The following is a 26,500-nucleotide window of genomic DNA, read 5'->3' on the forward strand; positions in this document are numbered from 1 at the left end:
GTCAGACATCTCGCCCCATCCCCACGGCCGACCGGCCGTGTCCGCGTCTCGTCGCGATGCCCCCCTGCGGGACCCGCCGGGAGGTGCTCGGAACCTTCTGACGGGCAGGTTAGGGAAGGGCGCCGGATCGACCGGCCGAGCGGCGCTCGAACCCCGGACGAGGACCGCTGGAAGGCGGCTGCCGCCGTGGCGGGACGGTGGGCCGGGGCGGGGTGCGTACGGGACGGCCCGGGGGCACGCGCCGTCTAGTGCGCGTGTCCGCCCGGCTCGGGTGCGGCCGGGTCCGCCGCGGCGGGGGGCTGCGCGGCCGCTTGGCGGTCGCCCGCCCGGACCGTGAAGGCGGCGGTGCGGACCGTGCCCTCGTGCTGGAAGTCCAGGAAGAGCCGGTAGGTGCCCGCGCTGGGGGCCGTCGCCGTGAACGAGACGTCCGGCCCGGGCCCACCGGCGTTGGGGTGGACGTGGAGGTAAGCCAGGTCGCCGTCCCGCAGGGCGACGAGGTGCCCGTAGGCACCGAGGTAGGGCTCCAGGTCGGTGACCGGCTTGCCGCCCTTGCTGACGGTGAGCCGCAGCTCGCCCGGCTTGCCCGGGTCCAGGGTGCCGGCCAGCGCCACCTGGTAGCCGTCCACCTCGCTGGTGGGGGTGACCGGGGGCAGCGGGTCGGGGGCGTACGGGCCCGGAACGGCCAGGTCCGCGCCGAGGGTGACGCCCTTCGCGTCGGCGGCGGCCGGGGTGAAGTCGGCGAAGACCTTGTAGGCGCCGGGGGCCGGCAGGTCCACCGGGGTCGACCAGGTGCCGTCCTGCGCGCGCACGGGGTGCAGGTGCCGGTAGACCGTCAGGTCGCGCGAGGCCACGATGAAGTGCAGCTCCTTGCCGTGCTCGCTCCGGTACGCGGTCACCTTGCGGCCTTCGCGGTCCTTGACGGAGAACCTCAACTCCCCCGCCCCGGGCGCGAGCTGCGGGGTGTCGAGGGCGAGGGTGTAGCCGCCGTCCGAGATCTGCAGGCCGCCCGCGGCCGGCCCCTGGGCCGCCTCCTCATGGTCCGCGTGGGCGCCGCCGGCGGCCGGCGCCTTCGCCTGCGTCGCATGGCTCGCGTGCTCCGGGGACGCGGTTGCGCCGACCGGGCCGACGCCCTTGCCGACCCCGTACGCGGCCCCGAAGGCCGCGGCGAGCGCGGCGGCATAAGCGGTGATCCTCACTCCGGTGTTCATGACTGCTCTCCCGTACGACGTGCTGCCGCGTTCGGCGGTTCGATGCACTTCACCATACCCCTGGGGGGTATCAAGTCAACCCGGGCGACCGCTTGCACTCGATACCCATGGGGGGTATACCTGGAAGGAGAGCGGAATACCCCCAGAGGGTATCCCGTCTCGCTGAACCAGACCCGACGAAGGAGAGATCCATGTCTTCCTGCTGCACTCCCGACGGCAGCTGCGGCACCGGCGCCGGCGAGACGGCCGTGGCCGTCGCCGACGGCACCGCCACGACCTACCGCGTCTCCGGCATGACCTGCGGCCACTGCAAGAGCGCCATCACCACCTCGGTGAGCGCGCTCGACGGCGTGCTGACCGTCGACGTCGACGTGGACGGCGGCCTGGTCACCGTGACCACGGCCGGCGCGGCCGACGACGCGGCGATCGCCGCCGCCGTCGACGACGCCGGCTACGAACTCACCGGCCGGGCCGCCTGACACCCGCCCGACCCGCCCGACCCGGCCGCCGGGGCCCGTCCCGCCGCCCCGCCCCATCCGCCCGGGCCGCCGGGCCCCGGCCCCACCCCGCTCGAACGAGGAGCAGTTCTCATGACCACCACCACAGCCGGCGCCGCCCAGGTCGAGCTCGCCATCGGCGGCATGACCTGCGCCTCGTGCGCGGCCCGCATCGAGAAGAAGCTCAACCGCATGGACGGGGTCGAGGCCACCGTCAACTACGCCACCGAGAAGGCGAAGGTCACCTTCGACGCCGACATCTCCGTGGCCGACCTGATCGCCACCGTCGAAGCCACCGGCTACACCGCCCGGGAGCCCGTACGGGAGCCCGTGCCCGGCGGCCCGGAGGCGGCCGCGGAGGAGCCCGACGAGCTGCGCCCCCTGCGCCAGCGGCTCGTCGCCGCCGTCTCGCTCGCGGTGCCGGTCATCGCGTTGGCCATGGTCCCGGCCCTCCAGTTCGAGTACTGGCAGTGGCTCTCGCTGACCCTGGCCGCGCCCGTGGTCACGTACGCCGCCTGGCCCTTCCACCGCGCCGCGTGGACCAACGCCCGGCACGGCGCCGCCACGATGGACACCCTGATCTCGGTGGGCACGACGGCCGCGTTCCTCTGGTCGCTGTGGGCGCTGTTCTTCGGGACCGCCGGCACGCCCGGTATGACGCACGCCTTCGAGTTCACCATCGCCCGCACCGACGGCGCCGGGAACATCTACCTGGAGGCGGCGGCCGGGGTCACCGCCTTCATCCTGGCCGGCCGGTACTTCGAGGCCCGCTCCAAGCGCAAGGCCGGCGCCGCGCTCAAGGCGCTGCTCGAACTGGGGGCCAAGGAGGTGACGGTGCTGCGCGGCGGCCGCGAGGTCACCGTCCCCACCGCCGGACTCCGGGCCGGCGACCGCTTCCTGGTCCGCCCCGGCGAGAAGATCGCCACCGACGGCACCGTGGTGGAGGGTTCCTCCGCCGTGGACGCCTCCATGCTCACCGGGGAGTCCGTGCCGGTCGAGGTCGGGATCGGGGACTCCGTCACCGGCGCCACCCTCAACGCGGGCGGGCGCCTGGTCGTCGAGGCCACCCGGGTCGGCGCCGACACCCAGCTGGCCCGGATGGCCAAGCTGGTCGAGGACGCCCAGAACGGCAAGGCCGCGGCCCAGCGCCTCGCCGACAAGATCTCCGCCGTGTTCGTCCCGGTCGTCATCGGGCTCGCGCTGGCCACCCTCGGCTTCTGGCTCGGCTCCGGCTCCGGCCTCACCGCCGCGTTCACCGCCGCCGTCGCCGTACTGATCATCGCCTGCCCGTGCGCCCTGGGCCTGGCCACCCCGACCGCGCTGATGGTCGGCACCGGCCGCGGCGCGCAGCTCGGCATCCTGATCAAGGGCCCCGAGGTCCTGGAGACCACGCGCAAGGTCGACACGATCGTCCTGGACAAGACCGGCACCGTCACCACCGGCAAGATGACCCTCCTCGCGGTGCACACCGCAGAGGGCACCGCCGAGGACGACGTACTGCGGCTGGCGGGCGCGCTGGAGCACGCCTCCGAGCACCCGATCGCCCAGGCCGTCGCCGCCGGCGCGGCCGCCCGGGTCGGCGCCCTGCCCGCTCCCGAGGACTTCGCCAACATCCCCGGCCTCGGCGTCCGGGGCGTCGTGGACGGCCATGCCGTCCTGGTCGGCCGCGAGAAGCTGCTGACCGAGTGGGCGATGACCCTGCCGGCCGCGCTGGAGCGCGCCAAGGCCGCCGCCGAGGCCGCGGGCCGCACGGCGATCGCCGTCGCCTGGGACGGTGAGGCCCGAGCGGTCCTGGAGGTCGCCGACGCGGTCAAGGACACCAGCGCCGAGGCGATCCGGCGGCTGCGCGCCCTCGGTCTCACCCCGATCCTGCTCACCGGCGACAACAAGGCGGTGGCCGAAGCCGTCGCGGCGGAGGTCGGCATCGCCGAGGTCATCGCGGAGGTCATGCCGCAGGACAAGGTCGACGTCGTCAAGCGGCTCCAGTCCGAAGGACGCAGCGTCGCCATGGTCGGCGACGGCGTCAACGACGCGGCCGCGCTGGCCCAGGCGGACCTCGGCCTGGCCATGGGCACCGGCACGGACGCCGCGATCGAGGCGGGGGACCTGACCCTGGTACGCGGGGACCTGCGGGCCGCCGCCGACGCCATCCGGCTCGCCCGCAAGACGCTCGGCACCATCCGCTCGAACCTGTTCTGGGCCTTCGCCTACAACGTGGCCGCCTTGCCGCTCGCCGCGGCCGGACTGCTCAACCCGATGATCGCCGGAGCGGCCATGGCCTTCTCCTCCGTCTTCGTCGTCGGCAACAGCCTGCGTCTGCGCGGCTTCCGGGCCGCCGCCAACTGAGGAGTTCCCGTGGCCGGTCGCCCGGCATCCGGGGCCACCCTTCCGGCGACGGCGTGCTCTCGTCCCGGCCTGCCGGGCGACGGACGGACCCGAACTCCGCCGTCGCGCTGTACGGGCGACACAGCCATGGCCGGTCCCTGAGCCTGATGCCGACCCCGTCGGTCGACGTCGGGCGCCCGCCCCGGTCCGGTACCGCTCCCCGGCCGTCACTGCCGCAGTCCTGGCCCCCGCCACTCGGCCGGGGCCCCGGCCGCGCAGAGCCGGACCCTTCGTCCGCACAGCCCGCCGACGCCTTCCGGCCCGGGCGGCGTCCGCGGCGGTCCGTACCGTCGCCCTCCCCGCTGCCCTCCCCATCCCACCCGGAACCGGGCCCGAAAGAGGGATCATGGTGACCATGGACCATCCCCCGCTCCCCACCACGGAGTCGGCCGTCATCGCCGTGCGAGAGATCGCCGACGCCTACGGCCTGACGATGACCGTCAGCCACGACATCGGCGCGGACCGGACCTCGCGCCGGTCGGCGGCCGAGCTCTTCAAGGCGACCGACCCCGACGGCTCCCTCCCCCACGAGGCGTTCATCGACCTCCCGGGCTGCCCCGACGTGTCCGTCCGCCTCTTCCCGGAGGACGACGCCCTGATCACCGTCGACGGCGTGGAGTTCCACGACCTGCCCCGCGACCAAGTGCCTGCGTTCCTCCGCTCGGTATACAACGGCTTGGCCCACGTCAGGGCCCGCTCCTTCCCCCCGGGCTACCGGCTCGTCATCCCCCTCCCTGGCGACGTGACCCACCGCGAACGCGTCCCCGCCCTCACCCTCACCCCCTGGCTCTCCTCGATCCTCCGCCCCTGACCCCCCAGGCCCCTCCCCGGTCCGCCGACCCGACCGGTCTACGGGCTTCCGCGACCAGGTCCCGCATCCGGCGGATCGGGCTCAGCACAAACATCACCGGCGCGATGGCTCACAGACCCGGTGCACCCCAGAGGGGGAACCAGCGGCTCAGGTCCGGTTCGATGCGCAGGTCGTCCTTGATCACGGCCTTGACCTGGAGTTCCAGGGGGTTGTCGCGGGTCTGGCCCGGCAGCGGTGCGAAGGGGTAGAAGGTGCCGCGCTTGTAGAGGTAGACCAGGGCGAGGGGCCGCAGCTCGGCGTCGCGGAAGGAGACCAGCGAGCACAGGAGCTGCGACCCGAAGCCGCTCTCCTCCAGGGCGGTGTTGACCGCGTGCAGGTCGCCCACCAGCGCGGGAAGGTCGTCGGGGGCGCGGCGGGAGAGCAGCCACGAATAGCCGTAGGCGTCGCGGCTGAACTCCACCCGGGTGCCGGCCCGTTCGGAGTCCGCGTCGAGCAGGGCCCGGACGTCCTCCTGGACCTGCGTGAAGGCCCCGCCCTCAATGGAGGCGAAGCAGACGGATCCCGCTCCGGTCGCCGTGAAGCCGGCGGCCGCCTGGAGGGTGATGGCCGCCGAGGGCAGGCCGAAGAGCTGGTCCAGGTCGGGTCTGACCGGCTTGGACCGCCCGAGCAGCGCGTCCCAGAAGCCCACCGGGCTCAGCTCCCCCTCATCGGATCTCACCGCCCGGGCCGCCCGGCCCGCCCAGCTCGGCGGAGATCTCGGCGAGCGCCTCCAACCGGCGTTCCAGAGAGGGATGGGTGGAGAACAGGTTGGCCACGACTGTCCCGGGTCCGCGGGCGGGGCTGAAGAAGAACGCGTTGAACGCCTGCGCGGTGCGCAGGTCCTGGGTCGGGATGCGCGCGATGTCGCCGGTGACCTTGGTCAGGGCCGAGGCGAGGGCGGCGGGCTTCGCGGTGAGCATGGCGGCGGCCCGGTCGGCGGCCAATTCGCGGTAGCGGGACAGGGCCCGGATCAGCAGGAAGCTGACCGCATAGACCGCCGCGGATACGGCCATCACGGCCAGGAAGACGACGGCGGCGTTCTGGTCGCGCTGGTTACGCCCGCCGAACAGCTGGGAGTAGAACGCGAACCGGACGACCAGCCCGGCGAGCACTCCCAGGAACGAGGCGATGGTGATCACCGCGACGTCCCGGTGTGCGACGTGGGAGAGTTCGTGCGCGAGGACGCCTTCGAGCTCCTCGGTTTCCAGCCTGCGCATCAGTCCGGTGGTCACGCAGATCACGGCGTGGTCGGCGTTGCGGCCGGTGGCGAAGGCGTTGGGAAGGTCCATGTCGGAGAGGGCGACCTGTGGTTTGGGCATGTCCGCGGTGGCGCACAGCCGGTCGACGACGCCGTGAAGCCGGGGCTGCTCCCCGGGCGTGACGATCCGGCCGCGCATGGCGTACAGGGCGATCCGGTCCGAGTACCAGTACTGCGCTCCCAGCAGGGCGGCGGCGATGACGATGACCAGCACGGTGGACTTGAGCAGCACGATCAGCGCGGCGACGAACGCCACGTACACCAGTCCGAGCAGGAACATGGTGACCGCCATACGGGCGGTCAGTTGCCGGTCGGGCTCGAAACGGCTGCGCACCGCCATCACCCCGGGATCAGGTCCCCGTCGGACAGCAGGTCGCGCACATCGCGCGGACTGCCGTCGGCGCCGGGCCGGACCAGGCCGGAGGGCGTGCTCGTCTGGTCCGGCAACGGTGTGCCCGGCGCGCGTACGACGTCCGGGTGAGGCGGACGCGGCGGCGGTGAACGCCGCCGCGGCACCGCGTCGGCAGTCGACTCGATGACGGAGTCCGGCTCGTTGAGCCGGTCCGGGTGCGCGTCGGCGATTTCGTACCGGCCCCCGCCGAGCATCCGCAGGATCATGGTGCCGCCTCCGGTTCCGCGGGTCCTCGCGGCGGGGTCGGTGCCTCCACCGTCGCCGGACCGGTGGTCGGGGCGGGCAGCTCGGCCTTCATCCGGGCCGGCTTCCCCTCCACCGGGCACCGCCGCACGACCGGTCAGCGCCTCGCGGGCCAGATCCTCCCAGCCGGCCGCCGACGCCTGCTCCGCCTGGGCCCGGACCGGTGAGGAGACACAGGCTGCGATGCTGGTCATGACGACCGCCTTCCTCGGGCCCTGCGTCAGGGAGACCCGCGCAATGTCCCCATTGTCCCGTTTCAGGCAGCGATTGGCAGCCGATGGCGGCACGGGCCGCAACCGCAACGGGCCTCCTGCAAATCCGGCCGCCCGTCCCGGGGCGGCAGGAGACCGCCGCGTGCGGGGTGCGGAGCCCGAGTGCAGGATGTGCGGACGGCGGCCGTACTCCTCTTCGTCGCTCTCGTCGCGGGCCGTCCGCCGCGCGAGGACCTCCTCGGCCGCCGGCGCGACGGGGGCGCGGGCGTCCCCGCGGGGTAGCCCGTCGGAGCGGCCCAGCTGTCCGGAGCACGGGCAGCGCGATGATCAGCGCCCGGAACAGGACCGTGCCGAATGTCATGGCGAACCGGCCCCGCCGCCACCCGCCCTTCTCGACAGGGCGGTACACCCTGCCGGGGAGGGCGGCGTCCCCACTTTGCCCATTGCCACCGCAGCGGCGCGGCCGCAGCATCCGCGATCAGTTCGCCGCCCGATCACATCTTGAAACGAGCGAACACAGGTCGATCAGACGACGAACACCACCGACCGCAGGTCAAGCGCCCTTCGCCGCCGGCTCCAGGATCGCGACGCACTCCACGTGGTGGGTCATCGGGAACGCGTCACGCAGCACGGTTTCAGGAGAACATACAGGTCAGACCAGGTTTCTCGACTCCTGGGGCGGGCCGCCAGGGACCGGGAGCGTCAAACGAGCGTCGCGCATCCCATCCGACCCTTCGAGGTCGGCCACGACGGTGCCGCTCTGACCGAGCCGTTTACTACCCCGCCGCCACTCCCTGGCCCCGTATCGAGACCTGAACACGACAGCGCTGCTCGACCACCACGGGCTGCAGATCACAGTTGCCGCACTGCATAGGTCATGTGCTGTACGTTGCCGACCCACAGCCAGGTACCGAAGTTGCCTGTTTCACCTCGGCCGAGAGCTTGCGCGCAGTCACGCAGCCAACTCTCGCCACTGCTGGCAGCCACGCCCCTGAAGCTCGGGTGTGCGAGGAATTCATGAGCGGTAGCACGATTGTGCGCGGTCCGGACGTTGCCTGACGCCAGCATCTTGCCTAGCACGAAGGACCCGTCGAGCGTGTAGCGCAGAAAGCCCCAGGACGGTCCACCACCCCCCGAGCGAGGGGGCCGGCTGATGGCTTCGGCAGGCTGCACTCCGTAGTCGCCGTAACTGAGCAGCCCTTGGTAAGAACGGCCGCTGGCGCCTATCTCATGCCACAGGTTCCGATCTGTTCGCGGGACTTCACGCAACCCGTGATCCAGCATGTCGGCTGTGACGTGAGGGAAGCCGCCGCTGAGGACGGCGGCAGTCCGCCAGGGCGCCAGCGGGACGAGAGAGTCCAAGGCGCGCAATGCCTGCTTGCCTGCGTCGGGCCTGTCGGCGCGTACAGCGCCAAGGTCCAGGAGGAGGTCCACTCGGACTACCGGGTCGGACCGCTTGAGCAGGTCACGCACATCGTCGCGGACATGGCTGTCCCATTCCCCCGGAACCCTCACGCGTATCCCCAGCCCGTCACCGGCCAGCCGGGCCGTCTCCAATGCTGCAGCCTGCTGTGCCGCTGGCCTTCCCGGCCCAGTCACCGGGCGCAGCAGTCCGAACACGCTGGCTTCCGGCATCAGCTCGGCCAGTACCGGTAACTCCTCCTCACCCGCGAAGGGGGAGTCCAGCCAGGCGGGACGGTACTTCTGGACCTTGGACACCGCGGCCAGATCCTGGCGGACCTTCGCGGCTAGCTCTGCTGATGGAAGTCCGGGGCGCGGGGGCAGGTTCCAGACAGGCGTCAACGCATTCTGGACATCGGGCCGGAGCCGAGAGTACGCGCCGACGGCATGCGGCCTGGTCGGCAGGACAGGAACGTACAGCGGTCCGGTCATGGCGACTCCCCTTCGGCGTGGCCTCGCCCCCTACCCTCTGAAACCAGGGTGAGCAGTCGTGGGCACCCTGGAAAAGGACGCAGTTTCGGCCATCGCCCGAGCCACCGCAGAGGAGTCTGCTCCTGCATGCCGACCATAACGGCGTGCCTGAACGGACAGCCCGGATCGTGATTCGCTGCCTGACTGCGTGATCCATGCACTGTCATAAGATGACGAAGACAATCTCAGCGGCCCGCCGGGCTTCCGTTCCGCCTCTGCGGAACCGAAGGACATGCCCCCACCCGCACGAGCTACTCCGTGCTGCCTGGGGGCGATTTCTTGCTGTTCCGTGAGTCCGCGGCGTCCTTGGCCAACCGCACCCGCCTCGAGGGGCGGCTGGCGGAGCTCCTGAGCGAGAACTTCCTCCACAGGCACGGCCACAAACCGCACGCCTCAGAGGTTCGCTCCTGGGAGCGCAGCATTCCGGCACTGACCCACGCCCTGATCGAAGCGGGTCTCGGTGAGGTCGAGATGCTGCTGGAGTACGGGCTGCCACTGACGAGCAAGCGCGCGGACGTGGTACTGGCCGGTGTCCACCCGGCGTCCGGAGAGCCGTCGTACGTCGTCGTGGAACTCAAGCAGTGGGGTGAGGCCCACCCTGTGGAGGGTGATCCGCTGCGTTGCAGCGCGCCCTCCTTCCGCGGCCCCGTCCTGAACCCCATCGAGCAGGTGCGCGGCTACTGCGACTACCTGGTCTCGTTCAACGGAGCTCTTGAGCGGAACCCCGATTCGGTCACCGGAGTGGCCTTCCTGCACAACGCGACCGAGTTCGGAGTCGCAGGACTGCGCGAGGTCGAGGAGGACCACCGGGGCCGGATGTTCACCGGCGACCAGCGCGGCGCGTTCCTGGACTACCTGCGGTCGAGGTTGGCCCCGAAGCCGGGGGCCGCCGCTGCAGACGACCTCCTGCAGGCCAGGGTGCGGCCGTCCAAGCAACTGATGGCCGTGGCCGCTGACGAGGTCCGCGACCGGGAACAGTTCGTCCTGCTCGACGAGCAACGGCTGGCTTACGAGACGGTGATGGCTGCGGTTCGCAAGGCCCGGCGAGCCAAGCGCAAGCGGGTGGTCGTCGTGACTGGCGGGCCGGGATCCGGCAAGAGCGTGATCGCCCTGTCCGTGCTGGGCGACCTGTACCGGCGCGGTGTGCCCGCCGTCCACGCCACCGGGTCGCAGTCGTTCACCAAGACGATGCGCAAGGTCACGGGCGCGCGCAAACCTGAGGTCCAGCGCTTGTTCCGCTACTTCAACAGCTTCGTGGAGGCCGAGCCCAACGACATAGACGTGCTCGTGTGCGACGAGGCGCACCGGCTCCGCAAGACCTCCGCCAACCGCTACACCAAAGCCGCACTGCGCACCGGGCGCCCACAGGTTGCCGAGCTGATCGACGCGGCCCGCGTTCCCGTGTTCCTCCTCGACCAGCACCAGGTCGTGCGTCCGGGCGAGATGGGTTCGGTCGAGCAGATCAGGCGAGCTGCGCACGAGCAGGAAGTGGACTTCACACTAGTGGAGTTGGACAGCCAATTCCGGTGTGGCGGCAGCGACGCGTACCTGCGCTGGGTGACCGCTCTCCTCGGCCTGGAGGGCGACGGGCCGATCGCATGGGAGCCGGACGGCAAGGTGCAGCTGCTGACGGTCGACACCCCCCAGAAGCTGGAGGACTTCCTTGGCGACAAGCGTGCTCAGGGGTACGGCGCCCGGCTTTCCGCCGGCTACTGCTGGAAGTGGACCACGAAGATCACTCCGGCGATGACGGCACTGCCCTCGGACGTGGTCATCGGCGACTGGTCGAAGCCGTGGAACCTGTACGGGGACCGGTCCTTGCTGGGCGCGCCGCCGGCTCCGCTCTGGGCCACCGATCCGGCCGGCGCTGGGCAAGTCGGGTGCGTGTACACGGCGCAGGGGTTCGAGTACGACTGGTCGGGCGTGATCATGGGCCCGGACCTGGTCTGGCGGGCCGACCGGTGGGTGGTCGACCGTACGGCTTCCAAGGACCCCTCGTTCACCAAGGCGACGCCGGACGAGGACATCGACCGTCTCATCCGCAACACGTACAAGGTGCTGCTGACCCGCGGCATGGTCGGAACGGTGGTCTACTCGACGGACGCCGAAACCCGTCAGAAGCTTCGCTCTCTGATTCCTTGAGCCATGACGCCGGGTCGCCAGATAGCATGATCCCGCTGCGCACCTTCCCGGAGGGTACGAGGCTGCGGTTCATGCAAGAGGCTGAACAGGCTGTGAGTGACAAATGGTTGTGCCCGTCGGGTGGTGACACACGACGAGAGCGTGGCTGCCCGGTAGGGCGCCCCCTGCCATTCCGACCTCACAACCCTGGAGTGGCCGCATGACCCCCGTCGAGTACAAGCCTGCGCGTCGTGAACGGATTCGCGAAATCCTGATCGACATCGCTACTGGAGTCGTTTCCAGTTTTCTGGTGACGGCACTGACCGCGGTGGCACACCTGCTCTTCTGAGCAGGTACGTGGCGGGCCCGGAGAGCCCGCCACTCCACCTTCTGGTCCGCTGTCAGAACAGCCGGAGGTCGGGGCCCGACGACTTCCCCCGCTTACGGTTGCGTCTCCCATTGGCACGCGGCAGGTGCGGTGTGCGAGCCTCCTTCGGAAGGTTCAGCCAGGTGGGTCGAAGTCCGTGGATCTCCACCTGACCCGCCAGCTTCTTCAGATATCTGCGGGTTTCTTCGTCCGTGGAGTACAGCACCGTCGCACGGCTCGCGCGGGTCAACAGCACGTGGTACGCCTGTCGGACCAGCCGCGCGAAGTCGTCGTCGTCCACACTGGACGAGCTGACCTTCGGATCGAGCGAACCGGGCAGATCAACACGCTTGATGTCCGAATCCGGGCCTTCCTTCCGCTCCTTTCCGCGCCGGAACACCCACTGATCGCCACGGCGCACCATGTCGTCACCCATGATCACCCCGCACCAGTCCCATTCCAGACCCTGCGCCGTATAGACGCAGCCGATCTGGCCGAGGCCCTTGGGGTGGACGGACCAGATGTCCGAAGGCGGCGCGCCGTCCGCGCAATAGCTCTCGCTCTTTGCGTTCCACGGCCGGTGCCAGTCCCCGATGCGGACATCGGCTTCCAGACGCTTCTCCTCGCCCGCGGGCTCCGTCCAGGGCCAGCAGTACCCCGCGACCATGCGCGCGGACGCGCCGGCCCCGGCTTCCGTCAGGATGATCCGTTCGAGCTCCTCCGGGGTCTCCGCCACCTCAATGTGCATCAGTCCGTCCGGCCTCCAGGGCTCCGGCTTCTTGTCCGTCATGCCCAGGACTTCGCGTACCCAGCTGATGTACGAGCCACTGCCACCACAGCGGAACTGCTCGCGCAGTCTGAATTCGAGCAGGTCAGCACCGTGGCGCACGGCCGCATCCTTGATCAGCTCGACGGTTCCGACTTCCTTCGGACGCACGGACTGGCCTTCGTCCAGGAAGAACACCGTCAGGCGTGACGCGTGGAGGAGCTCGTCCACCTGCGGTCCCTTCCCCCATATTTCCCGCTGCTCCGGCGTCCAGAACCGGTTCGTCGAGCGATCCCGCAGTCGATGCGCCTCGTCGCAGATCAGCACGTCCACCGGGGGCACCGAGGTGTCGACGAAGTTGCTGAAGTAGGTGAAGGTCTCCCTGAACTCCTTGTCCCCGTAGCCGACATGCTCCTGAATTGCCGCATTGAAAGCCCTGCTCCCGCTGGCGTACTTCACGGTGCGCCCCTGCGCCTCGAGCTGTGCCTTGACCTGCAGGCCAATGGCACTCTTACCGGTACCGGCGCCACCTGTGACCAGGAAGATCACGCGCCTCTCGTCGGGGACCAGCGCGGGATGCTCCGGGTCGGGCAGAACCTTGGACGCCGCTTCGAGAATCTGGTCCGCGACCACCTTCTGGCGCCCGCGGAGGACAAAGACGGTGTCGTCACCTCGGGACCAGTTCATCGCGTCGAGGAGCGGTGTATTGCGCAGGCCCATGGTCTCCAACATCGTCACGGCCTCGGCCGCACCGCCCTGCGCGTCGAAGCTCGCCCTGAGGTCTTCGAGGAACTGGGCCCGCCGATCAGCCGTGTACACGCGTGCGTACGCGCCCGTGGGCGCGTCCACGCCGATCAGCGGACGAACTGAGTCCTCCGTGGCGTTGTGCAGGTAGGCAAAACCCCCGCACTCGAATTCGGTGTTCTTGAAGGGTCCCCTGTCGCTCGTGAACGCTTCGTAGTACTCACGTAACTGCAGCGCAGGATGCTTCTTCGCGCCTAGGCCCGACACGTGCACCCAATCCGCGGTTGCCTGTTCGATCCTGGTCACGGTCGACCAGCGCTTCAATTCGACGAGCTGTACGGAGGGCCGGTGCTCGTGGGGATGGCGGCCGACCAGCACGACATCGATGAGCCGCGGTTCCGGGCGGTCGGACTCATCCATGGTGGCCGCACACTCGACGACCATTTCCACGTTCCCGCGGTCGGCGGCGACCAGATCGTTCGCAAGACTGATCAGACTCTCCGCCCAGGCGGAACGCTCCGTGAGCGAGGCGTCCGAGCCTCGGAAGTACCGCCAGCGCGCAGCAAGGTGCGGCACCATGTGGCGGCGTGCATGCAGGGTGAGCAGATCCTGTGCTGAAAGCTTCAGCAGGAGCATGGACACGAGGTGGTTTCCCCCAGGGCACGAGTAGCTCGTGCGGGTGGGGGCATGTCCTCGCGGGGAAGCCCGTCGGGCCGCAATCGGTTCGGTGATCTTAGAGAAAGCATCGGCCGCCGAGTAGCACCGCCCCGGCCCTCGGCTGGAACCATGGCCGGGGTGGCCTGATCACACCCGGCCTGGGGTCTGTCGTCAAAGTGGCCCGTCGAGCGCGAAACGCATCGCGCCCGGATCGGGGCTCGCCCTCAAGTGCCGGGGCGAGGAAGGCCTACAGCGCGATGCCGATGTCACGCAGTGTGACTACCCGGGAAGGGTCAAGCCACCCGAGCCCCTCGCCATAGGCGCAAAGCAGCTCGCGATCCACACGGACTGCATCTGGGTCGAATCACACCGACCACCATGAGGCCACCCCCGCTGATTGGCGCCGGACGCCCGGCAAGCACGAGCCCCCATGAGCCGAGTCAAAGGGTGAGTCGAACCCCGCCCACCCGATGTGATGGGCTTTCAGGACGAGCGTCACACGAGCGTCAAGATTCTGAGGGGCGTGCAGCCACGGCTTGCGCCACCGCTGGCGCCCCCTAAGGAATCCGCAGGTCAGGCGTGTATAGCCGACCAGTCTCGCGCTTCACCTGTTGGATGGGCGGAAACAGGTGAAGCGGACAGCGACTCGCACAAACCGCAGGTCAGAGGCCCTTGGCGGTCGGTTCAAGGATCGCCACGCACTCGACATGATGGGTCATCGGGAAGAGGTCGAAGACGCGGAGCGTGCGGACCTTGTAGCCGTTGTCCGCGAAGTACGCCAGGTCGCGGGCCAGGGCCGCCGGGTCGCAGGCCACGTAGGCGATGCGGCGGGCCGAGAGGGAGGCGATGTGGCGGACCGTCTGCTTGCCGGCGCCCGCGCGCGGGGGGTCGAGGACGACCAGGTCGCACTCGGTGATGCCGGTCTTCGGGAGGGCCTGGTCCACCTTGCCCTGCTCGATGCGGACCCGGGGGAAGTCCGCCAGGTTGTGCCGGGCGTCCTCCACCGCGCGCTTGCCGGACTCGATGCCCAGCACCGCGCCCGTCTCGCCGAGCCGCTCCGCCAGCGCGCCCGCGAAGATGCCGACGCCGCAGTAGAGGTCGAGCGCCATCTCGCCCTTGCGCGGCATCAGCCCCTGCATGACGGCCTTGATCAGCGTGTCCGCGGCCTGCGGGTGGACCTGCCAGAAGCCGCCCATGCCGACGCGGTACGTACGGCCGTCCGCGCGCTCGCGCACGAAGGGGCGGCCGTGGACGCGGTGGACCCCGCCGTCCTTCTCCTCCACGCGCAGCACCGAGACCGGCTTGTCGAGCTCCACGAGCGGCAGCCGGCCGCCCGGACGCGGGGTGAGGACCACCTGGCGGTCGCCGGAGCCGGAGGCGGCGATCGCCTCGACCGTCTCCATCTGGGGCCAGTCCTGCTGCTCGATGCCCAGCTCGCTGACGCCCGGCGCCGCGATCATGCAGTGGTCGACCGACTCGATGTCGTGCGAGCGGTGCTTGCGCAGGCCGGCGTTGCCGTTCTCGTCGATCGCGTACTGGACCCGGGTGCGCCACTGCGGCACCTGCCCGGCCGGCAGCTTGTCGCCCTCGGCCGGCATGACCGTGCCGTCCCAGCCGGCTTCCTCCGGGGTGAGCCCCGCGAGCCGCTTGAGCTGCTCGGCGACGACCTCGCCCTTGAGCCGGCGCTGGGCGCCCGGCTTGGCGTGCTGCCAGTCGCAGCCGCCGCACTTGCCGGGACCGGCGTACTTGCACGGCGCCTCGACCCGGTCCTTGGAGGCCTCCAGGACGGTGATCGCGTCCGCGCGCAGGAAGCGGGAGTCGGCGTCGCCCTCCGTGACCCGGGCGACGACCTTCTCGCCGGGCAGGGTGTGGCGGACGAACAGGACGCGGCCCTCGGCCGTGCGGGCGATGCAGTGGCCGCCGTGCGCGACGGGGCCGACCTCGACCTCGTACTCCTCCCCGACCAGTGACTGCTTCTCGATCTGCTCGGTCATGGTGGGGAGACTCCAAAACATAAAAATGGGAACGGCCGGACGACCGACCCACCAGTTTACGTGGATCCCGTCCGGCCCTTCACCAACCGTCCAGCGGTCCGGCGGCTACTTGCCCGCACGGTCCTTCGGCCGCGGGGTGTCCACCGGTCCACGGCGCACGGCGCCGGGGGCGTTCCACTCCTGCCGCTTCTTCGCCCGCCGCTTCGCGAGCTCCGAGGACTCCAGCTGGTAGGGCACCGAGGTGACCATCACACCGGGCGTGAACAGCAGCCGGCCCTTGAGCCGCAGCGCGCTCTGGTTGTGCAGCAGGTGCTCGTACCAGCGGCCGACGACGTACTCGGGGATGTAGACGCTGACCGCGTCGCGCGGGTTCTCGCTGCGCAGGCCCTTGACGTACTCCACCACCGGCCGGGTGATCTCGCGGTACGGGGAGTCCAGGATCTTGAGCGGTACGTTGATGCCGCGCTGCTCCCACTCCGCCTTGAGCGCCTTGGTCTCGGCCGGGTCGACGCTGATGCTGAGCGCTTCCAGGGTGTCCGAGCGGGTCAGCTTGGCGAAGGCCAGGGCGCGCAGGGTGGGTTTGTGCACCTTGGAGACCAGCACGATCGAGTGGACCCGCGAGGGCCGCACGCTGTCGTCGCTGGGCCCCTCGTCGGCGGCGATCTCGTCGGCGACGCGGTCGTAGTGCTTGCGGATGGCGGTCATCGTGCCGTAGAAGATCAGCATCCCGAGCAGGGCGACCCAGGCCCCGTGGGTGAACTTGGTGGCGAGGACCACGACCAGCACCAGGCCGGTGAAGAAGGCGCCGAAGGCGTTGATCGCGCGGGAGCGGAACATCCGGCGCCGCACGGCCTGGTCCTTCTCGGCCCTCAGGTGCCGGTTCCAGTGCCGGACCATGCCGGTCTGGCTGAGGGTGAAGGAGACGAAGACGCCGACGATGTAGAGCTGGATCAGCTTGGTCGAGTCCGCGCCGTAGATCCAGATCAGCAGGACGGCGGCGCCCGCGAGCAGCACGATGCCGTTGGAGAAGGCGAGCCGGTCGCCGCGGGTGTGCAGCTGACGGGGCAGGTAGCGGTCCTGGGCGAGGATCGAGCCCAGCAGCGGGAAGCCGTTGTAGGCCGTGTTGGCGGCCAGGAACAGGACGAGCGCGGTGGCGGCGGCGAGCAGGATGAACAGGAAGCTGCCGTCGCCGAAGACCGCTTCGGCGACCTGGGAGATCACCGGGTTCTGTACGTAGTCCGGTCCGACCGCCACGCCGTTGTGGAGCAGATCCGTCGCGGGCTTCTCGGCCATCCTCACGTCGGTCGCCATCGCCAGGGCGATGATTCCGCAGAACATCGTCACGGCCAGCGCGCCCATCAGGGCGAGGGTGGTCGCGGCGTTCTTGCTCTTGGGCTTGCGGAACGCCGGCACGCCGTTGCTGATCGCCTCGACGCCGGTCAGTGCGGCACAGCCCGAGGAGAAGGCGCGCAGGAGCAGGAAGACCAGCGCGAAACCGGCCAGGCCCTGGTGCTCCGCCTTGATCTCGAAATCCGCGGTGGGCGCCTTCATGGTCTCGTCGAGGACGATGCCCCGCCAGGCACCCCACGCGATCATGATGAATACGCCCGCGACGAAGACATAGGTGGGAATCGCGAACAGTCGCCCCGATTCCTTCATGCCGCGCAGATTCATCAGCGTGAGGAGCAAGATCATCCCGATCGCGCAGAGCACTTTGTGCTCGACGACGAAGGGGATGGCGGAGCCGAGATTCTCGACTCCGGAGGCGATCGACACGGCGACGGTCAGGACGTAGTCGACCAGCAGCGCGCTCGCCACGGTGAGACCGGCCTTGGGCCCGAGGTTCGTGTTCGCGACCTCGTAGTCACCGCCGCCGCTCGGGTAGGCGTGGACGTTCTGCCGGTAGGACGCGACCACGGTGAACATCAGCACCACGACCGCCAGCGCGATCCAGGGGCTGAAGTGGTACGCCGACACGCCCGCGATCGACAGGACCAGCAGGACCTCACCAGGGGCGTACGCCACCGAGGACAGCGGGTCGGAGGCGAAGACGGGTAGGGCGATCCGCTTGGGGAGGAGCGTTTCTCCGAGGCGGTCGCTGCGGAGCGCCCGGCCGATCAGGATCCGTTTGGGCACGTCGGTCAGTTTGGACACGCCAAGGATCGTAAGCGTTCGAAAACCGGCTGACGAACCCCCCGCCCCTATTCGCGGGCAATCACGCTCCAATGAGCCCCGGCCCGGACCCCAAATGGTCACACTGGTGACCGCCCGTGTGTAGCTTGGGCCAAGGTCTGAGACCCTGTTTAGCCAGAGCATGCAATGAGGCTGGGAACCAGCGAGCCGCTGTCAGCCGGAAGGACGGCCGTGCACATCGTCATCATGGGCTGCGGAAGGGTGGGCTCCGCCCTCGCGCAGACCCTGGAACAGCAGGGTCATACGGTCGCAGTCGTCGACCAGGACCCCACCGCATTCCGTCGACTGGGGGCATCGTTCGGCGGCCGCCGCGTGACCGGGGTCGGCTTCGATCAGGACACGCTGCGGGAGGCGGGCATCGAGGAGGCGGGCGCCTTCGCCGCCGTCAGCAGCGGTGACAATTCCAACATCATCGCGGCCCGGGTGGCCCGCGAGATGTTCGGCGTCGAGAACGTCGCCGCCCGGATCTACGACCCCAAGCGTGCCGAGGTCTACCAGCGTCTGGGCATCCCCACGGTGGCGACCGTGCGGTGGACCGCCGACCAGATGCTGCGCCGGCTGCTGCCTTCGGGCGCGGAGCCGCTGTGGCGCGACCCGAGCGGCGGGGTGCAGCTCGCCGAGGTGCACACCTCGGCTTCCTGGATCGGGCACAAGGTCAGCACGCTCCAGGAGGAGACCGGCGTCCGCGTGGCGTTCCTCACCCGGTTGGGCGAGGCCATGCTGCCGACGTCGCAGACGGTCCTCCAGGAGGGCGACCTCGTCCACGTGATGATGCGCACGGACGAGATCGAGAAGGTCGAGGCGGTCTTCGCCCAGGGGCCCGAGGAGGCACACGCATGAGGGTCGCGATCGCCGGAGCCGGCGCCGTCGGCCGCTCCATCGCGGGCGAGCTGCTGGAGAACGGCCACGAGGTGCTGCTCGTCGACAAGGCGCCGACCGCCATCTCGGTGGAGCGGGTGCCGCAGGCGGAGTGGCTGCTGGCCGACGCCTGTGAGATCACCTCGCTGGACGAGGCCGCGCTCCAGCGCTGCAACGTGGTCATCGCCGCCACGGGTGACGACAAGGTCAACCTGGTCGTCTCGCTGCTCGCCAAGACCGAGTACGGGGTTCCCCGGGTCGTGGCGCGGGTGAACAACCCGAAGAACGAGTGGCTCTTCAACGAGTCCTGGGGCGTCGACGTCGCCGTTTCCACGCCCCGTCTGATGTCGGCCCTGGTCGAGGAGGCCGTCAGCGTCGGTGACCTGGTGCGGCTGCTGCGCTTCAGCCACGGCGACGCCAACCTGGTCGAGCTGACCCTGCCGCCGGACTCCTCGGTCGCGGGCACGCAGATCAGCGAGATCAGCTGGCCGGAGGACACCTCGCTGGTCACCATCATCCGGGGCAACCGGGTGCTCACCCCGCACGGCGAGGAGACCCTGGAGCCGGGCGACGAGCTCCTCTTCGTGGCCGCCCAGGCCCGCGAGGAGCAGCTGGAGGAGCTCCTCCAGGCCCGTCACTGACGCGCTGCGCACGCCGAGGGGCCGCCGACCAGATCCTGGTCGGCGGCCCCTCGGGCGGTGCCGGGCCTGCGCCCTCGGCGCGTCAGGCCCGCCGCTCCCGCGCCGCGGCCTTCGCCGCCTTCTCGGCGGCCTCCTCGGCCTCGTACTCGGCGATGACGTCGATCGGCGGCGGCGCCTTCGCCAGGAACACCCAGGTGAAGTACACCGCGAGCACCATGGGCGGCAGCTTCAGCGTGATCAGCACCCAGCCGAGCTGGGTCGCGTCCCCCCACCAGTACAGCGGGAAGAGGATCGCGTACTTGGCGAGGAAGATGATCCCCCACGCCAGGCTGGCCTTGGTGTAGGCCTTCTTGCGCCCGGGGTTGCGGGTGCGCCAGGACAGGTTCTCCTTGAACACCGGCCCGAGGATGACACCGAGCAGCGGGAAGCCGACCAGCGCCGACAGCGTGAAGGCCACCCCCAGCCCCGCGCCGTAGATCATGCCGGGCAGGTAGAAGCCCTTCGCGGTGCCGGTGAAGAGGGCGAACGCCACGCCCACGCCGACCCCGAACACGCCGCTGAACGCGTGCTTCACGGTGTCCTTGCGCAGCAGCCGCACGATCACCAGCGCGACCGCGACGACGGCCGCCGCGATGGCGGACATCACCACGTTCTTGTTGATCGTGTAGATCATCACGAAGAGCAGGCCGGGGAGCATCGTCTCCACGGTGCCCCGGATGCCGCCGAACGCGTCGAAGAGCGCGGCCTGCGTCGCGGCCTTCTGGTCGTCGGCAGGGTCCGGGGCGGGGGTGTTCGGTTTGTCGAGTGACGTCACCGGTTACTGCTCCTGTCCGAGCGGTCGGAGTTCGTACTTCGGGTTGAAGAGGACCCGGCGCCCATGGCTCATCGCGATCCGCCCGGAGGCGATCATGCGCCGTCCGGGCTCGATTCCCACGATCGAGCGACGCCCGAGCCACACCACGTCCAGCGCGGCGGAGCCGTCGAACAGCTCCGCCTCCAAGGCGGGGACGCCGGCCCGCGGACGCAGGGTGACGGTCCGCAGGGTACCGGTCACCTTGACTATCTCGCGGTCGTAGGAGTCGCAGATCCGCGTGCATCCCGCGGCTTCTGCAGCCTCCTGCAGCTCCGCCGAATGCAGCTCCTCCTGGGACGTGGAGAGACGCTCTATCATCCGGCGGAACCGGCCCACCGGCCTGGCCGGCTTCGCGGGCTTCTCGGGACGCGGTTCAGCACTCATACAGGAAGCGTACCGGCGCGCCCACTACCTCTCGAAGCGGTATCCCATGCCCGGTTCGGTGATGAAGTGCCGCGGGTGCGAGGGGTCCGCCTCCAGCTTGCGCCGCAGCTGCGCCATGTAGACCCGCAGGTAGTTGGTCTCGGTCCCGTACGAGGGGCCCCAGACCTCCCGGAGGAGCTGCTTCTGGCTGACCAGTTTCCCGCCGTTGCGGACCAGCACCTCCAGCAGGTGCCACTCGGTCGGGGTCAGGCGTACGTCGCGCCCCTCGCGCACGGCCTTCTTGGCGGCGAGGTCGACCGTGAAGCCGTCGGTCTCGACGACCACCTCGTCCTCCCCCGCCCCGACGGGCGGTTCGGCCCGGCGGACCGCGGCGCGCAGCCGGGCCAGCAGTTCGTCCATGCCGAACGGCTTGGTGACGTAGTCGTCGGCGCCCGCGTCCAGGGCCTCGACCTTCTCGTCGGAGCTGTGGCGGGCGGAGAGCACCAGGATCGGCACCCGCGTCCAGCCGCGCAGCCCCCTGATCACCTCGACTCCGTCCATGTCGGGCAGGCCCAGGTCGAGGACGACGACATCCGGGTGGCGGGCGGCCGCGAGTTCCAGGGCCCCCGCTCCGTCGGCGGCGGCGTCGACCTCGTACTTGCGTGCCTTCAAGTTGATCACGAGGGCCCGGACGATCTGCGGCTCGTCGTCCACCACGAGCACTCGGGTCATCGAGGGCCTGCTTTCTGTCGTGCGGAAGGAAGGTCGAACGGATCAACAGGTTGATCAATATCGTCCACGTGATCAACGTGAGGGGGGCCGGATGCGGTTCCCGGCGGGGCCGCCCGCAGGGTGAGCACCATCGTCAGCCCGCCTCCCGGCGTGTCCTCGGCGGTCAGGGTGCCGTCCATGGCCTCCGCGAAGCCGCGGGCCACCGCGAGCCCGAGCCCGACCCCGGCCCCGCGCGGTGCGTCCCCGTGCCGCTGGAACGGGGCGAAGATCCGGTCCTTGGCCCCGTCCGGCACGCCCGGCCCGCGGTCCACGACCCGTACCTCGACCCGGTCGCCGAGGAAACTCGCCGCGACCAGCACCGGCTGACCATCGGGGCTGTACTTGACGGCGTTCTCCACCACGTTGGCCACGGACCGCTCCAGCAGCCCGGGGTCCACCGCCACCATCGGCAGCGTCTCCGGGACGTCCAGCACGACGCTGTCCTCGGGTACGCCGCCCAGCGCCATCGGGACCACCTCGTCGAGGTCGATCTCCCGGATCAGCGGGGTGACGGTGCCGGTCTGCAGGCGGGACATGTCCAGCAGGTTCCCCACGAGGTGGTCGAGCCGGTCGGCGCCGTCCTCGATCCCCGCGAGCAGCTCGGCCCGGTCCTCCGGCGACCACTCCACGTCCTCGGAGCGCAGCGAGGACACCGACGCCTTGATGGCGGCCAGCGGGGTGCGCAGGTCGTGGCTCACGGCGGCCAGCAGCGCGGTCCTGATCCGGTTGCCCTCGGCCATCCGGCGGGCCTCCTCGGCCTGCCCGACCAGCCGCTGCCGGTCCAGTACGACGGCTGCCTGCGCGGCGAAGGCGCCCAGCACCCGGCGGTCCGCGGCCGGCAGCACCCGTCCGGACAGGGCCAGCGCCATGTGGTCGCCGATCGGCATGTCCACGTCTGCGTCCTCGGGCCGGGCCACGGGGCTCGGCCCCACGCTGCCGGCCGGCTGCCACGGTTCCACGTCGCCCGCACGCTCCAGCAGCGCCACGGACTCCATCGCGAAGGTCTCCCGCACCCGCTCCAGCAGCGCGTCCAGGGTGGTCTCCCCGCGCAGCACGCTCCCCGCGAGGAAGGACAGGATCTCGGACTCGGCGCGCAGCCGGGCGGCCTGCTCGGTGCGCCGGGCGGCCGCGTCCACCACGGAGGCGACGGCCACCGCCACCCCGAAGAACACCGCGATGGCGACGATGTTCTTGGGGTCGGAGATCGTGAAGCGGTGCAGCGGCGGCGCGAAGTAGTAGTTCAGCAGCAGCGAGCCGAAGGCCGCCGAGGCCAGTGCGGGCAAGAGCCCGCCCAGCAGGGCCGCGGCCACCGTCAGCGCCAGGAACAGCAGCATCTCGTTGGCCAGGCCGGGGTCGCCGTTCAGGTGCGTGAGCAGCACCGCGAGCAGGGCGGGGAACCCCACGCCGACCACCCAGCCCGCGACGGTCCGGGTTCTGCCGAGCCGGGCGGCCGAGCGGACCACGGGCAGTCCGCGGCCCTTGGCGACCTCGTCGTGGGTGACGATGTGCACGTCCAGGTCCGGCCCGGAGTCGCGGGCCACACTGGCGCCCACGCCCGGTCCGAACACGTACTGCCAGGCCTTGCGGCGGCTGGAGCCGAGCACGATCTGGGTGGCGTTGACCCCGCGGGCGAACTCCAGCAGGGCCTCGGGGATGTTGTCCCCGATGACATGGTGAAACGTTCCGCCGAGGTCCTCCGCCAGCGTCCGCTGGACCGCGAGCTCCTTCGGCGAGGCCGAGGTCAGCCCGTCGCTGCGGGCGATGTACACGGCCAGCACCTCGCCGCCCGCACCCTTCTCGGCGAGCCGGGCGGCGCGCCGGATCAGGGTCCGCCCCTCGGGGCCGCCGGTGAGCCCGACGACGATCCGCTCGCGGGCCTGCCAGGTGGAGCGGATGCCGTGCTCGCCCCGGTACTGCCGCAGGTACTCGTCGGCCCGGTCGGCCACCCACAGCAGGGCCAGCTCCCGCAGCGCCGTGAGGTTGCCCGGGCGGAAGTAGTTGGACAGGGCCGCGTCGACCTTGTCGGGCTTGTATATGTTCCCGTGGGCCATCCGGCGGCGCAGCGCCTGCGGCGACATGTCGACCAGCTCGATCTGCTCGGCCCGCCGCACCACCTCGTCCGGCACGGTCTCCCGCTGCCGCACCCCGGTGATGGACTCGACCACGTCCCCGAGGGACTCCAGGTGCTGGATGTTCACGGTCGACACGACGTCGATGCCGGCCCGGAGCAGCTCCTCGACGTCCTGCCAGCGCTTGGCGTTGCGCGAGCCGGGGACGTTCGTGTGCGCCAGCTCGTCCACCAGCGCCACCGAGGGGCGCCGGGCCAGGAGCGCGTCCACGTCCATCTCGGTGAAGACGGCGTCCCGGTAACCGAGCTCCCGCCGCGGCACCTGTTCCAGCCCGTGGAGCATCACCTCGGTCCGCGGCCGCCCGTGGTGCTCGACGAAGCCGACGACGCAGTCCCCGCCCCGCTCGATCCGGCGGTGGCCCTCCGAGAGCATGGCGTACGTCTTGCCCACACCGGGCGCCGCGCCGAGGTATATCCGTAGCTTGCCGCGTCCCATGCGCCCATTCTCAGGGACGTTCCCGCACTTGACCGACCGATGTGCGGCCGGACGCCGATCCCTGACGGATCCCTGACGCGGCCGCTGCTCCCCGGCCCGCAACGGCCGGTGGGCCGTACCCACGAGGGGTACGGCCCACCGGGCCGCAGACACATCGAAGATCAGCGGACCTCGGTGATCTCCGGGCCGCGCTCCAGCTGGCCCATGTCTCCGCCGAAGCGGGAGCCCTCCGCCTCGCCGGTCGCCTGCACGCCGTCCGGCACCATCTGGGCGTCGTTCGGGAGCTTGAGGACGATCGGGTCGCGCGGCGCCATCGGGCCTTCGCCACGCACGACGACGGTGTCCCGGAAGATCTGCTCCAGCACACCGCCCGCCTCGGGGCGCACCGCGGCCTGGCCGGAGATCACGCCGCGCAGGAACCAGCGCGGGCCGTCGACGCCGACGAACCGCACCAGCTGGGCACCGGTCTGCCCGTCGGGCAGCGGTACGGGCACCTGTGCGCGCAGCTCCCAGCCCAGGGGGCCCTCGACCTCGTCGATGATGCCGCCCTGCTGGGTGATGCCGGTGGCGATCTCGTCGCGCACCTCGCCCCAGATGCCTTCCTTCTTGGGCGCCGCGAAGGCCTGCAGCTGCACGGCGCTGTCGCCGAGGACGACGGTCGCGGCGACGATCGCGTCACCCGCGACCTCGACGCGCAGTTCCATGCCCTCGACACCGGGTACGAGGATGCCGCCCAGGTCGACCCGGCCGTCTTCCGGCTTGCCGGGCACTTCGGAGACGTCCCAGGGGCCGTCGGGCCGGGGCGCCGGCGGCAGGTTCACTCGGCGGGGCGTGGCGTCGTCGAGCTGGTCGGCGTCGTCCTGCTCATCGCCGTGCCCGTTCTCGACGACCTGCTCGGCCGCGCCGCCGTCCTTGACGGAGTCGTTCTTCTTGCGACGTCCGAACACGTCACTGTCCTTCCCGGTCGGTTACGACCGAAGCGTAGCCATTCCCACCCTGCTGACCAGCTCCGGATCCGGCCACGGCCGCATGACCGCCGGTGGAGCCGAAACCCCCCTCGGCCCGGGCCGAGCCGGGAAGTTCCGCCACCTCGTGGAAGCGCACCTTCTCGACCCGCTGGACAACCAGCTGGGCAATGCGGTCGAAACGCTCGAACCTGACGCTCTCGCGCGGGTCGAGATTGACCACGATCACCTTGATTTCCCCACGGTACCCGGCATCCACCGTCCCCGGGGCATTCACGAGCGCGAGCCCGCAGCGCGCGGCCAGGCCGGAGCGGGGGTGCACGAAGGCGGCGTACCCGTCGGGCAGGGCGATGGAGACGCCGGTGGGCAGTACGGTCCGCTCACCGGGCGCCAGGACGGCGGCCTCGGTGGTCACCAGGTCGCAGCCCGCGTCGCCGGGGTGGCCGTAGGAGGGCAGCGGCACCTCGGGGTCAACGCGGCGGATCAGCACGTCGACGGGCGCGTGGTTGTACTCAGACATCAGGGGTTCACCTCGAAGGCGCGCGAGCGCCTGACCTGGTCCGGGTCGGCCATTGCCGCCCGGATCTCCTCGGGCCGTCCGTTGTCGATGAAGTGGTCGACCTTCACCTCGATGAAGAGGGCGTCGGCGCGCACGGCGACGGGCCCTTGCGGGCCGCCTATTCGGCCGACCGCGGTGGAGTAGATCTTCCGCCCGGCGACGGCGGTCACCTCTGCCTCCAGATACAGCACGGTGCCCAGCGGAACCGGCCGGACGAAGTCGGTCTCCAGCCGCCCGGTCACCGCTATGACGCGCAGCAGCCAGTTCAGGGAGCCGAGCGTCTCATCGAGCGCGGTGGCCAGTACGCCGCCGTGCGCGAGACCGGGGGCGCCCTGGTGGGCGGGCTTGACGGTGAACTCGGCGGTGACCCGCACGCCCTCACCGGCCCGGGCCGCCAGGTGGAGTCCGTGCGGCTGGCCCCCGCCACAGCCGAAACAGTGCTCGTAGTGCGCACCGAGGAGTTCGCCGGGTGCCGGTGCGTCGGGGTGCCGGACCGGCGCCGCGGCGTCGGCCGGGGGCGTCAACGCTGTGTTTCGTCCACTCACAGCCGCAGACCTTACCCGCGCGGCTACCCGCCGGTCGCCTCGTGGCAGGCTTGTGGGCATGCAGCTCTCCCCCGCGCACCACGACGAACGCCTGACCGCCCCCCGCTCCTGGTGGGCCATCGCCGTACTGACCGGCCTGGCGTGCGCCCTGGTGCTGCTCCCGCTGGGCACGCTGCCGCTGCTGGCCGGGCTGGTCGGGGGCACGGCGCTGGCCGGGATGCTGGTGAGTTCGTACGGCTCCGCGCGCGTGCGCGTGGTCAACGGCGCGCTGGCGGCGGGCGAGGCCCGGATCCCGGTGACGGCCCTGGGTGAGCCCGAGGTCCTGGGGGCCGAGGAGGCCGTGGCCTGGCGTACGTACAAGGCGGACACCCGCGCGTTCATGCTGCTGCGCAGCTACGTGCCGACGGCGGTCCGGGTCGAGGTCACCGACCCGGCGGACCCGACGCCGTACGTCTACGTCTCCACGCGCGAGCCCGAGGCACTGGCGGCGGCGATCCGCTCGGCGCGGACGCAGCCGCAGGCCGGCTGACGCGGCCGCGGGC

At 70.6% G+C, this 26,500-nt stretch carries 23 protein-coding genes; 8 read left to right on the plus strand and 15 right to left on the minus strand.

The genetic code is table 11. The annotated features are described in order from the left end of the window. Window positions 1-245: 245 nt before the first annotated feature. Complete coding sequence (locus tag ACZ4M3_RS24005) at window positions 246-1,208, minus strand: hypothetical protein (RefSeq protein ID WP_467735804.1); 963 nt, start codon at window positions 1,206-1,208, stop codon at window positions 246-248. Window positions 1,209-1,399: 191 nt separating this feature from the next. Here ACZ4M3_RS24005 and ACZ4M3_RS24010 point away from each other — a divergent pair, with 191 nt between their 5' ends. The 3 genes from ACZ4M3_RS24010 to ACZ4M3_RS24020 all read left to right on the plus strand — a co-directional run bounded on the left by ACZ4M3_RS24010 (window position 1,400) and on the right by ACZ4M3_RS24020 (window position 4,901). Continuing rightward, window positions 1,400-1,687, plus strand: coding sequence for a cation transporter (locus tag ACZ4M3_RS24010; RefSeq protein WP_467735806.1), 288 nt, complete (start codon window positions 1,400-1,402; stop codon window positions 1,685-1,687). 111 nt (window positions 1,688-1,798) lie between these two features. Next, a complete protein-coding gene (locus ACZ4M3_RS24015; protein ID WP_467735808.1) occupies window positions 1,799-4,051 on the plus strand; it encodes a heavy metal translocating P-type ATPase in 2,253 nt (750 codons plus the stop codon). A gap of 394 nt (window positions 4,052-4,445) precedes the next feature. Further along, window positions 4,446-4,901 (plus strand): hypothetical protein, encoded by a 456-nt coding sequence (locus tag ACZ4M3_RS24020; protein WP_467735810.1) that lies wholly within the window; start codon window positions 4,446-4,448, stop codon window positions 4,899-4,901. Between the two features lie 109 nt (window positions 4,902-5,010). On the opposite strand, the gene pspAB is transcribed toward ACZ4M3_RS24020, so the two are convergent. The 4 genes from pspAB to ACZ4M3_RS24040 all read right to left on the minus strand — a co-directional run bounded on the left by pspAB (window position 5,011) and on the right by ACZ4M3_RS24040 (window position 8,958). Continuing rightward, entirely contained in the window at window positions 5,011-5,589 is a 579-nt protein-coding gene (pspAB, locus tag ACZ4M3_RS24025) for a PspA-associated protein PspAB (RefSeq protein ID WP_467736043.1), read from the minus strand. Window positions 5,590-5,605: 16 nt separating this feature from the next. Continuing rightward, the gene (htpX, locus tag ACZ4M3_RS24030; protein WP_467735812.1) at window positions 5,606-6,532 is read right to left on the minus strand and encodes a zinc metalloprotease HtpX; all 927 of its coding nucleotides are present in this window, start codon (window positions 6,530-6,532) and stop codon (window positions 5,606-5,608) included. A 5-nt stretch (window positions 6,533-6,537) separates the two neighbouring features. Then, window positions 6,538-7,047, minus strand: coding sequence for a PspA-associated protein PspAA (pspAA, locus tag ACZ4M3_RS24035; RefSeq protein WP_467735814.1), 510 nt, complete (start codon window positions 7,045-7,047; stop codon window positions 6,538-6,540). An 870-nt stretch (window positions 7,048-7,917) separates the two neighbouring features. After that, window positions 7,918-8,958 carry a beta family protein gene (locus ACZ4M3_RS24040; protein ID WP_467735816.1) on the minus strand — a complete coding sequence of 347 codons (1,041 nt, stop codon included), beginning with the start codon at window positions 8,956-8,958 and terminating at the stop codon, window positions 7,918-7,920. 318 nt (window positions 8,959-9,276) lie between these two features. Between ACZ4M3_RS24040 and ACZ4M3_RS24045 the strand changes: the two genes are divergently transcribed. Together ACZ4M3_RS24045 and ACZ4M3_RS24050 are read left to right on the plus strand one after the other, a co-directional pair. Next, entirely contained in the window at window positions 9,277-11,139 is a 1,863-nt protein-coding gene (locus ACZ4M3_RS24045; RefSeq protein WP_467735818.1) for a DNA/RNA helicase domain-containing protein, read from the plus strand. A gap of 199 nt (window positions 11,140-11,338) precedes the next feature. After that, window positions 11,339-11,467, plus strand: a complete 129-nt coding sequence (locus tag ACZ4M3_RS24050) for a DUF6408 family protein (RefSeq protein WP_467735820.1) — start codon at window positions 11,339-11,341, stop codon at window positions 11,465-11,467. A gap of 52 nt (window positions 11,468-11,519) precedes the next feature. Here the strand turns inward: ACZ4M3_RS24050 and ACZ4M3_RS24055 are convergent, their stop codons facing one another. The 3 genes from ACZ4M3_RS24055 to ACZ4M3_RS24065 form a co-directional block, all read right to left on the minus strand. Further along, complete coding sequence (locus tag ACZ4M3_RS24055) at window positions 11,520-13,631, minus strand: DUF2075 domain-containing protein (protein WP_467736045.1); 2,112 nt, start codon at window positions 13,629-13,631, stop codon at window positions 11,520-11,522. Between the two features lie 683 nt (window positions 13,632-14,314). Next, a complete protein-coding gene (locus ACZ4M3_RS24060) occupies window positions 14,315-15,646 on the minus strand; it encodes a class I SAM-dependent RNA methyltransferase (RefSeq protein WP_467735822.1) in 1,332 nt (443 codons plus the stop codon). Between the two features lie 105 nt (window positions 15,647-15,751). Then, entirely contained in the window at window positions 15,752-17,800 is a 2,049-nt protein-coding gene (locus tag ACZ4M3_RS24065; RefSeq protein WP_467735824.1) for an APC family permease, read from the minus strand. A gap of 210 nt (window positions 17,801-18,010) precedes the next feature. Here ACZ4M3_RS24065 and ACZ4M3_RS24070 point away from each other — a divergent pair, with 210 nt between their 5' ends. Continuing rightward, window positions 18,011-18,679 (plus strand): potassium channel family protein, encoded by a 669-nt coding sequence (locus ACZ4M3_RS24070; RefSeq protein WP_136212609.1) that lies wholly within the window; start codon window positions 18,011-18,013, stop codon window positions 18,677-18,679. Beyond that, entirely contained in the window at window positions 18,676-19,338 is a 663-nt protein-coding gene (locus ACZ4M3_RS24075; RefSeq protein ID WP_136212608.1) for a potassium channel family protein, read from the plus strand. The genes ACZ4M3_RS24070 and ACZ4M3_RS24075 overlap by 4 nt, the downstream gene beginning before the upstream one ends. Before the next feature lie 82 nt (window positions 19,339-19,420). Here the strand turns inward: ACZ4M3_RS24075 and ACZ4M3_RS24080 are convergent, their stop codons facing one another. The 7 genes from ACZ4M3_RS24080 to ACZ4M3_RS24110 form a co-directional block, all read right to left on the minus strand. Beyond that, complete coding sequence (locus ACZ4M3_RS24080) at window positions 19,421-20,152, minus strand: DUF3159 domain-containing protein (RefSeq protein ID WP_453357587.1); 732 nt, start codon at window positions 20,150-20,152, stop codon at window positions 19,421-19,423. Window positions 20,153-20,155: 3 nt separating this feature from the next. Further along, on the minus strand, window positions 20,156-20,575 hold the full coding sequence (locus tag ACZ4M3_RS24085; protein ID WP_467735827.1) for an OB-fold nucleic acid binding domain-containing protein: 420 nt from the start codon (window positions 20,573-20,575) through the stop codon (window positions 20,156-20,158). A gap of 24 nt (window positions 20,576-20,599) precedes the next feature. Then, complete coding sequence (locus ACZ4M3_RS24090; protein ID WP_467735829.1) at window positions 20,600-21,286, minus strand: response regulator; 687 nt, start codon at window positions 21,284-21,286, stop codon at window positions 20,600-20,602. After that, window positions 21,283-23,889, minus strand: coding sequence for a DUF4118 domain-containing protein (locus tag ACZ4M3_RS24095; RefSeq protein WP_467735831.1), 2,607 nt, complete (start codon window positions 23,887-23,889; stop codon window positions 21,283-21,285). Before ACZ4M3_RS24095 ends, ACZ4M3_RS24090 begins: the two co-directional genes overlap by 4 nt. Before the next feature lie 161 nt (window positions 23,890-24,050). Continuing rightward, on the minus strand, window positions 24,051-24,836 hold the full coding sequence (locus ACZ4M3_RS24100; RefSeq protein ID WP_467735833.1) for a DUF3710 domain-containing protein: 786 nt from the start codon (window positions 24,834-24,836) through the stop codon (window positions 24,051-24,053). Between the two features lies 1 nt (window position 24,837). Next, window positions 24,838-25,374 (minus strand): dUTP diphosphatase, encoded by a 537-nt coding sequence (gene dut, locus ACZ4M3_RS24105; protein ID WP_453356982.1) that lies wholly within the window; start codon window positions 25,372-25,374, stop codon window positions 24,838-24,840. After that, a complete protein-coding gene (locus ACZ4M3_RS24110; protein WP_467735835.1) occupies window positions 25,374-25,958 on the minus strand; it encodes a PaaI family thioesterase in 585 nt (194 codons plus the stop codon). The genes dut and ACZ4M3_RS24110 overlap by 1 nt, the downstream gene beginning before the upstream one ends. Window positions 25,959-26,016: 58 nt before the next feature. Between ACZ4M3_RS24110 and ACZ4M3_RS24115 the strand changes: the two genes are divergently transcribed. Then, window positions 26,017-26,487: a DUF3093 domain-containing protein gene (locus ACZ4M3_RS24115; RefSeq protein ID WP_467735837.1), complete on the plus strand. Its 471-nt coding sequence runs from the start codon at window positions 26,017-26,019 to the stop codon at window positions 26,485-26,487. Window positions 26,488-26,500 lie beyond the last annotated feature (13 nt).

This window comes from Streptomyces sp. NPDC026522 (assembly GCF_055567555.1).

What these genes read in the sequence shown, in the direction of transcription:
- ACZ4M3_RS24005 (WP_467735804.1), bottom strand. Translation starts at nt 1,208, where the DNA reads ATGAACACCGGAGTGAGGATCACCGCTTATGCCGCCGCGCTCGCCGCG.
- ACZ4M3_RS24010 (WP_467735806.1), top strand. Translation starts at nt 1,400, where the DNA reads ATGTCTTCCTGCTGCACTCCCGACGGCAGCTGCGGCACCGGCGCCGGC.
- ACZ4M3_RS24015 (WP_467735808.1), top strand. Translation starts at nt 1,799, where the DNA reads ATGACCACCACCACAGCCGGCGCCGCCCAGGTCGAGCTCGCCATCGGC.
- ACZ4M3_RS24020 (WP_467735810.1), top strand. Translation starts at nt 4,446, where the DNA reads ATGGACCATCCCCCGCTCCCCACCACGGAGTCGGCCGTCATCGCCGTG.
- pspAA (WP_467735814.1), bottom strand. Translation starts at nt 7,047, where the DNA reads ATGACCAGCATCGCAGCCTGTGTCTCCTCACCGGTCCGGGCCCAGGCG.
- ACZ4M3_RS24040 (WP_467735816.1), bottom strand. Translation starts at nt 8,958, where the DNA reads ATGACCGGACCGCTGTACGTTCCTGTCCTGCCGACCAGGCCGCATGCC.
- ACZ4M3_RS24050 (WP_467735820.1), top strand. Translation starts at nt 11,339, where the DNA reads ATGACCCCCGTCGAGTACAAGCCTGCGCGTCGTGAACGGATTCGCGAA.
- ACZ4M3_RS24055 (WP_467736045.1), bottom strand. Translation starts at nt 13,631, where the DNA reads ATGCTCCTGCTGAAGCTTTCAGCACAGGATCTGCTCACCCTGCATGCA.
- ACZ4M3_RS24060 (WP_467735822.1), bottom strand. Translation starts at nt 15,646, where the DNA reads ATGACCGAGCAGATCGAGAAGCAGTCACTGGTCGGGGAGGAGTACGAG.
- ACZ4M3_RS24075 (WP_136212608.1), top strand. Translation starts at nt 18,676, where the DNA reads ATGAGGGTCGCGATCGCCGGAGCCGGCGCCGTCGGCCGCTCCATCGCG.
- ACZ4M3_RS24085 (WP_467735827.1), bottom strand. Translation starts at nt 20,575, where the DNA reads ATGAGTGCTGAACCGCGTCCCGAGAAGCCCGCGAAGCCGGCCAGGCCG.
- ACZ4M3_RS24090 (WP_467735829.1), bottom strand. Translation starts at nt 21,286, where the DNA reads ATGACCCGAGTGCTCGTGGTGGACGACGAGCCGCAGATCGTCCGGGCC.
- ACZ4M3_RS24095 (WP_467735831.1), bottom strand. Translation starts at nt 23,889, where the DNA reads ATGGGACGCGGCAAGCTACGGATATACCTCGGCGCGGCGCCCGGTGTG.
- dut (WP_453356982.1), bottom strand. Translation starts at nt 25,374, where the DNA reads ATGTCTGAGTACAACCACGCGCCCGTCGACGTGCTGATCCGCCGCGTT.
- ACZ4M3_RS24115 (WP_467735837.1), top strand. Translation starts at nt 26,017, where the DNA reads ATGCAGCTCTCCCCCGCGCACCACGACGAACGCCTGACCGCCCCCCGC.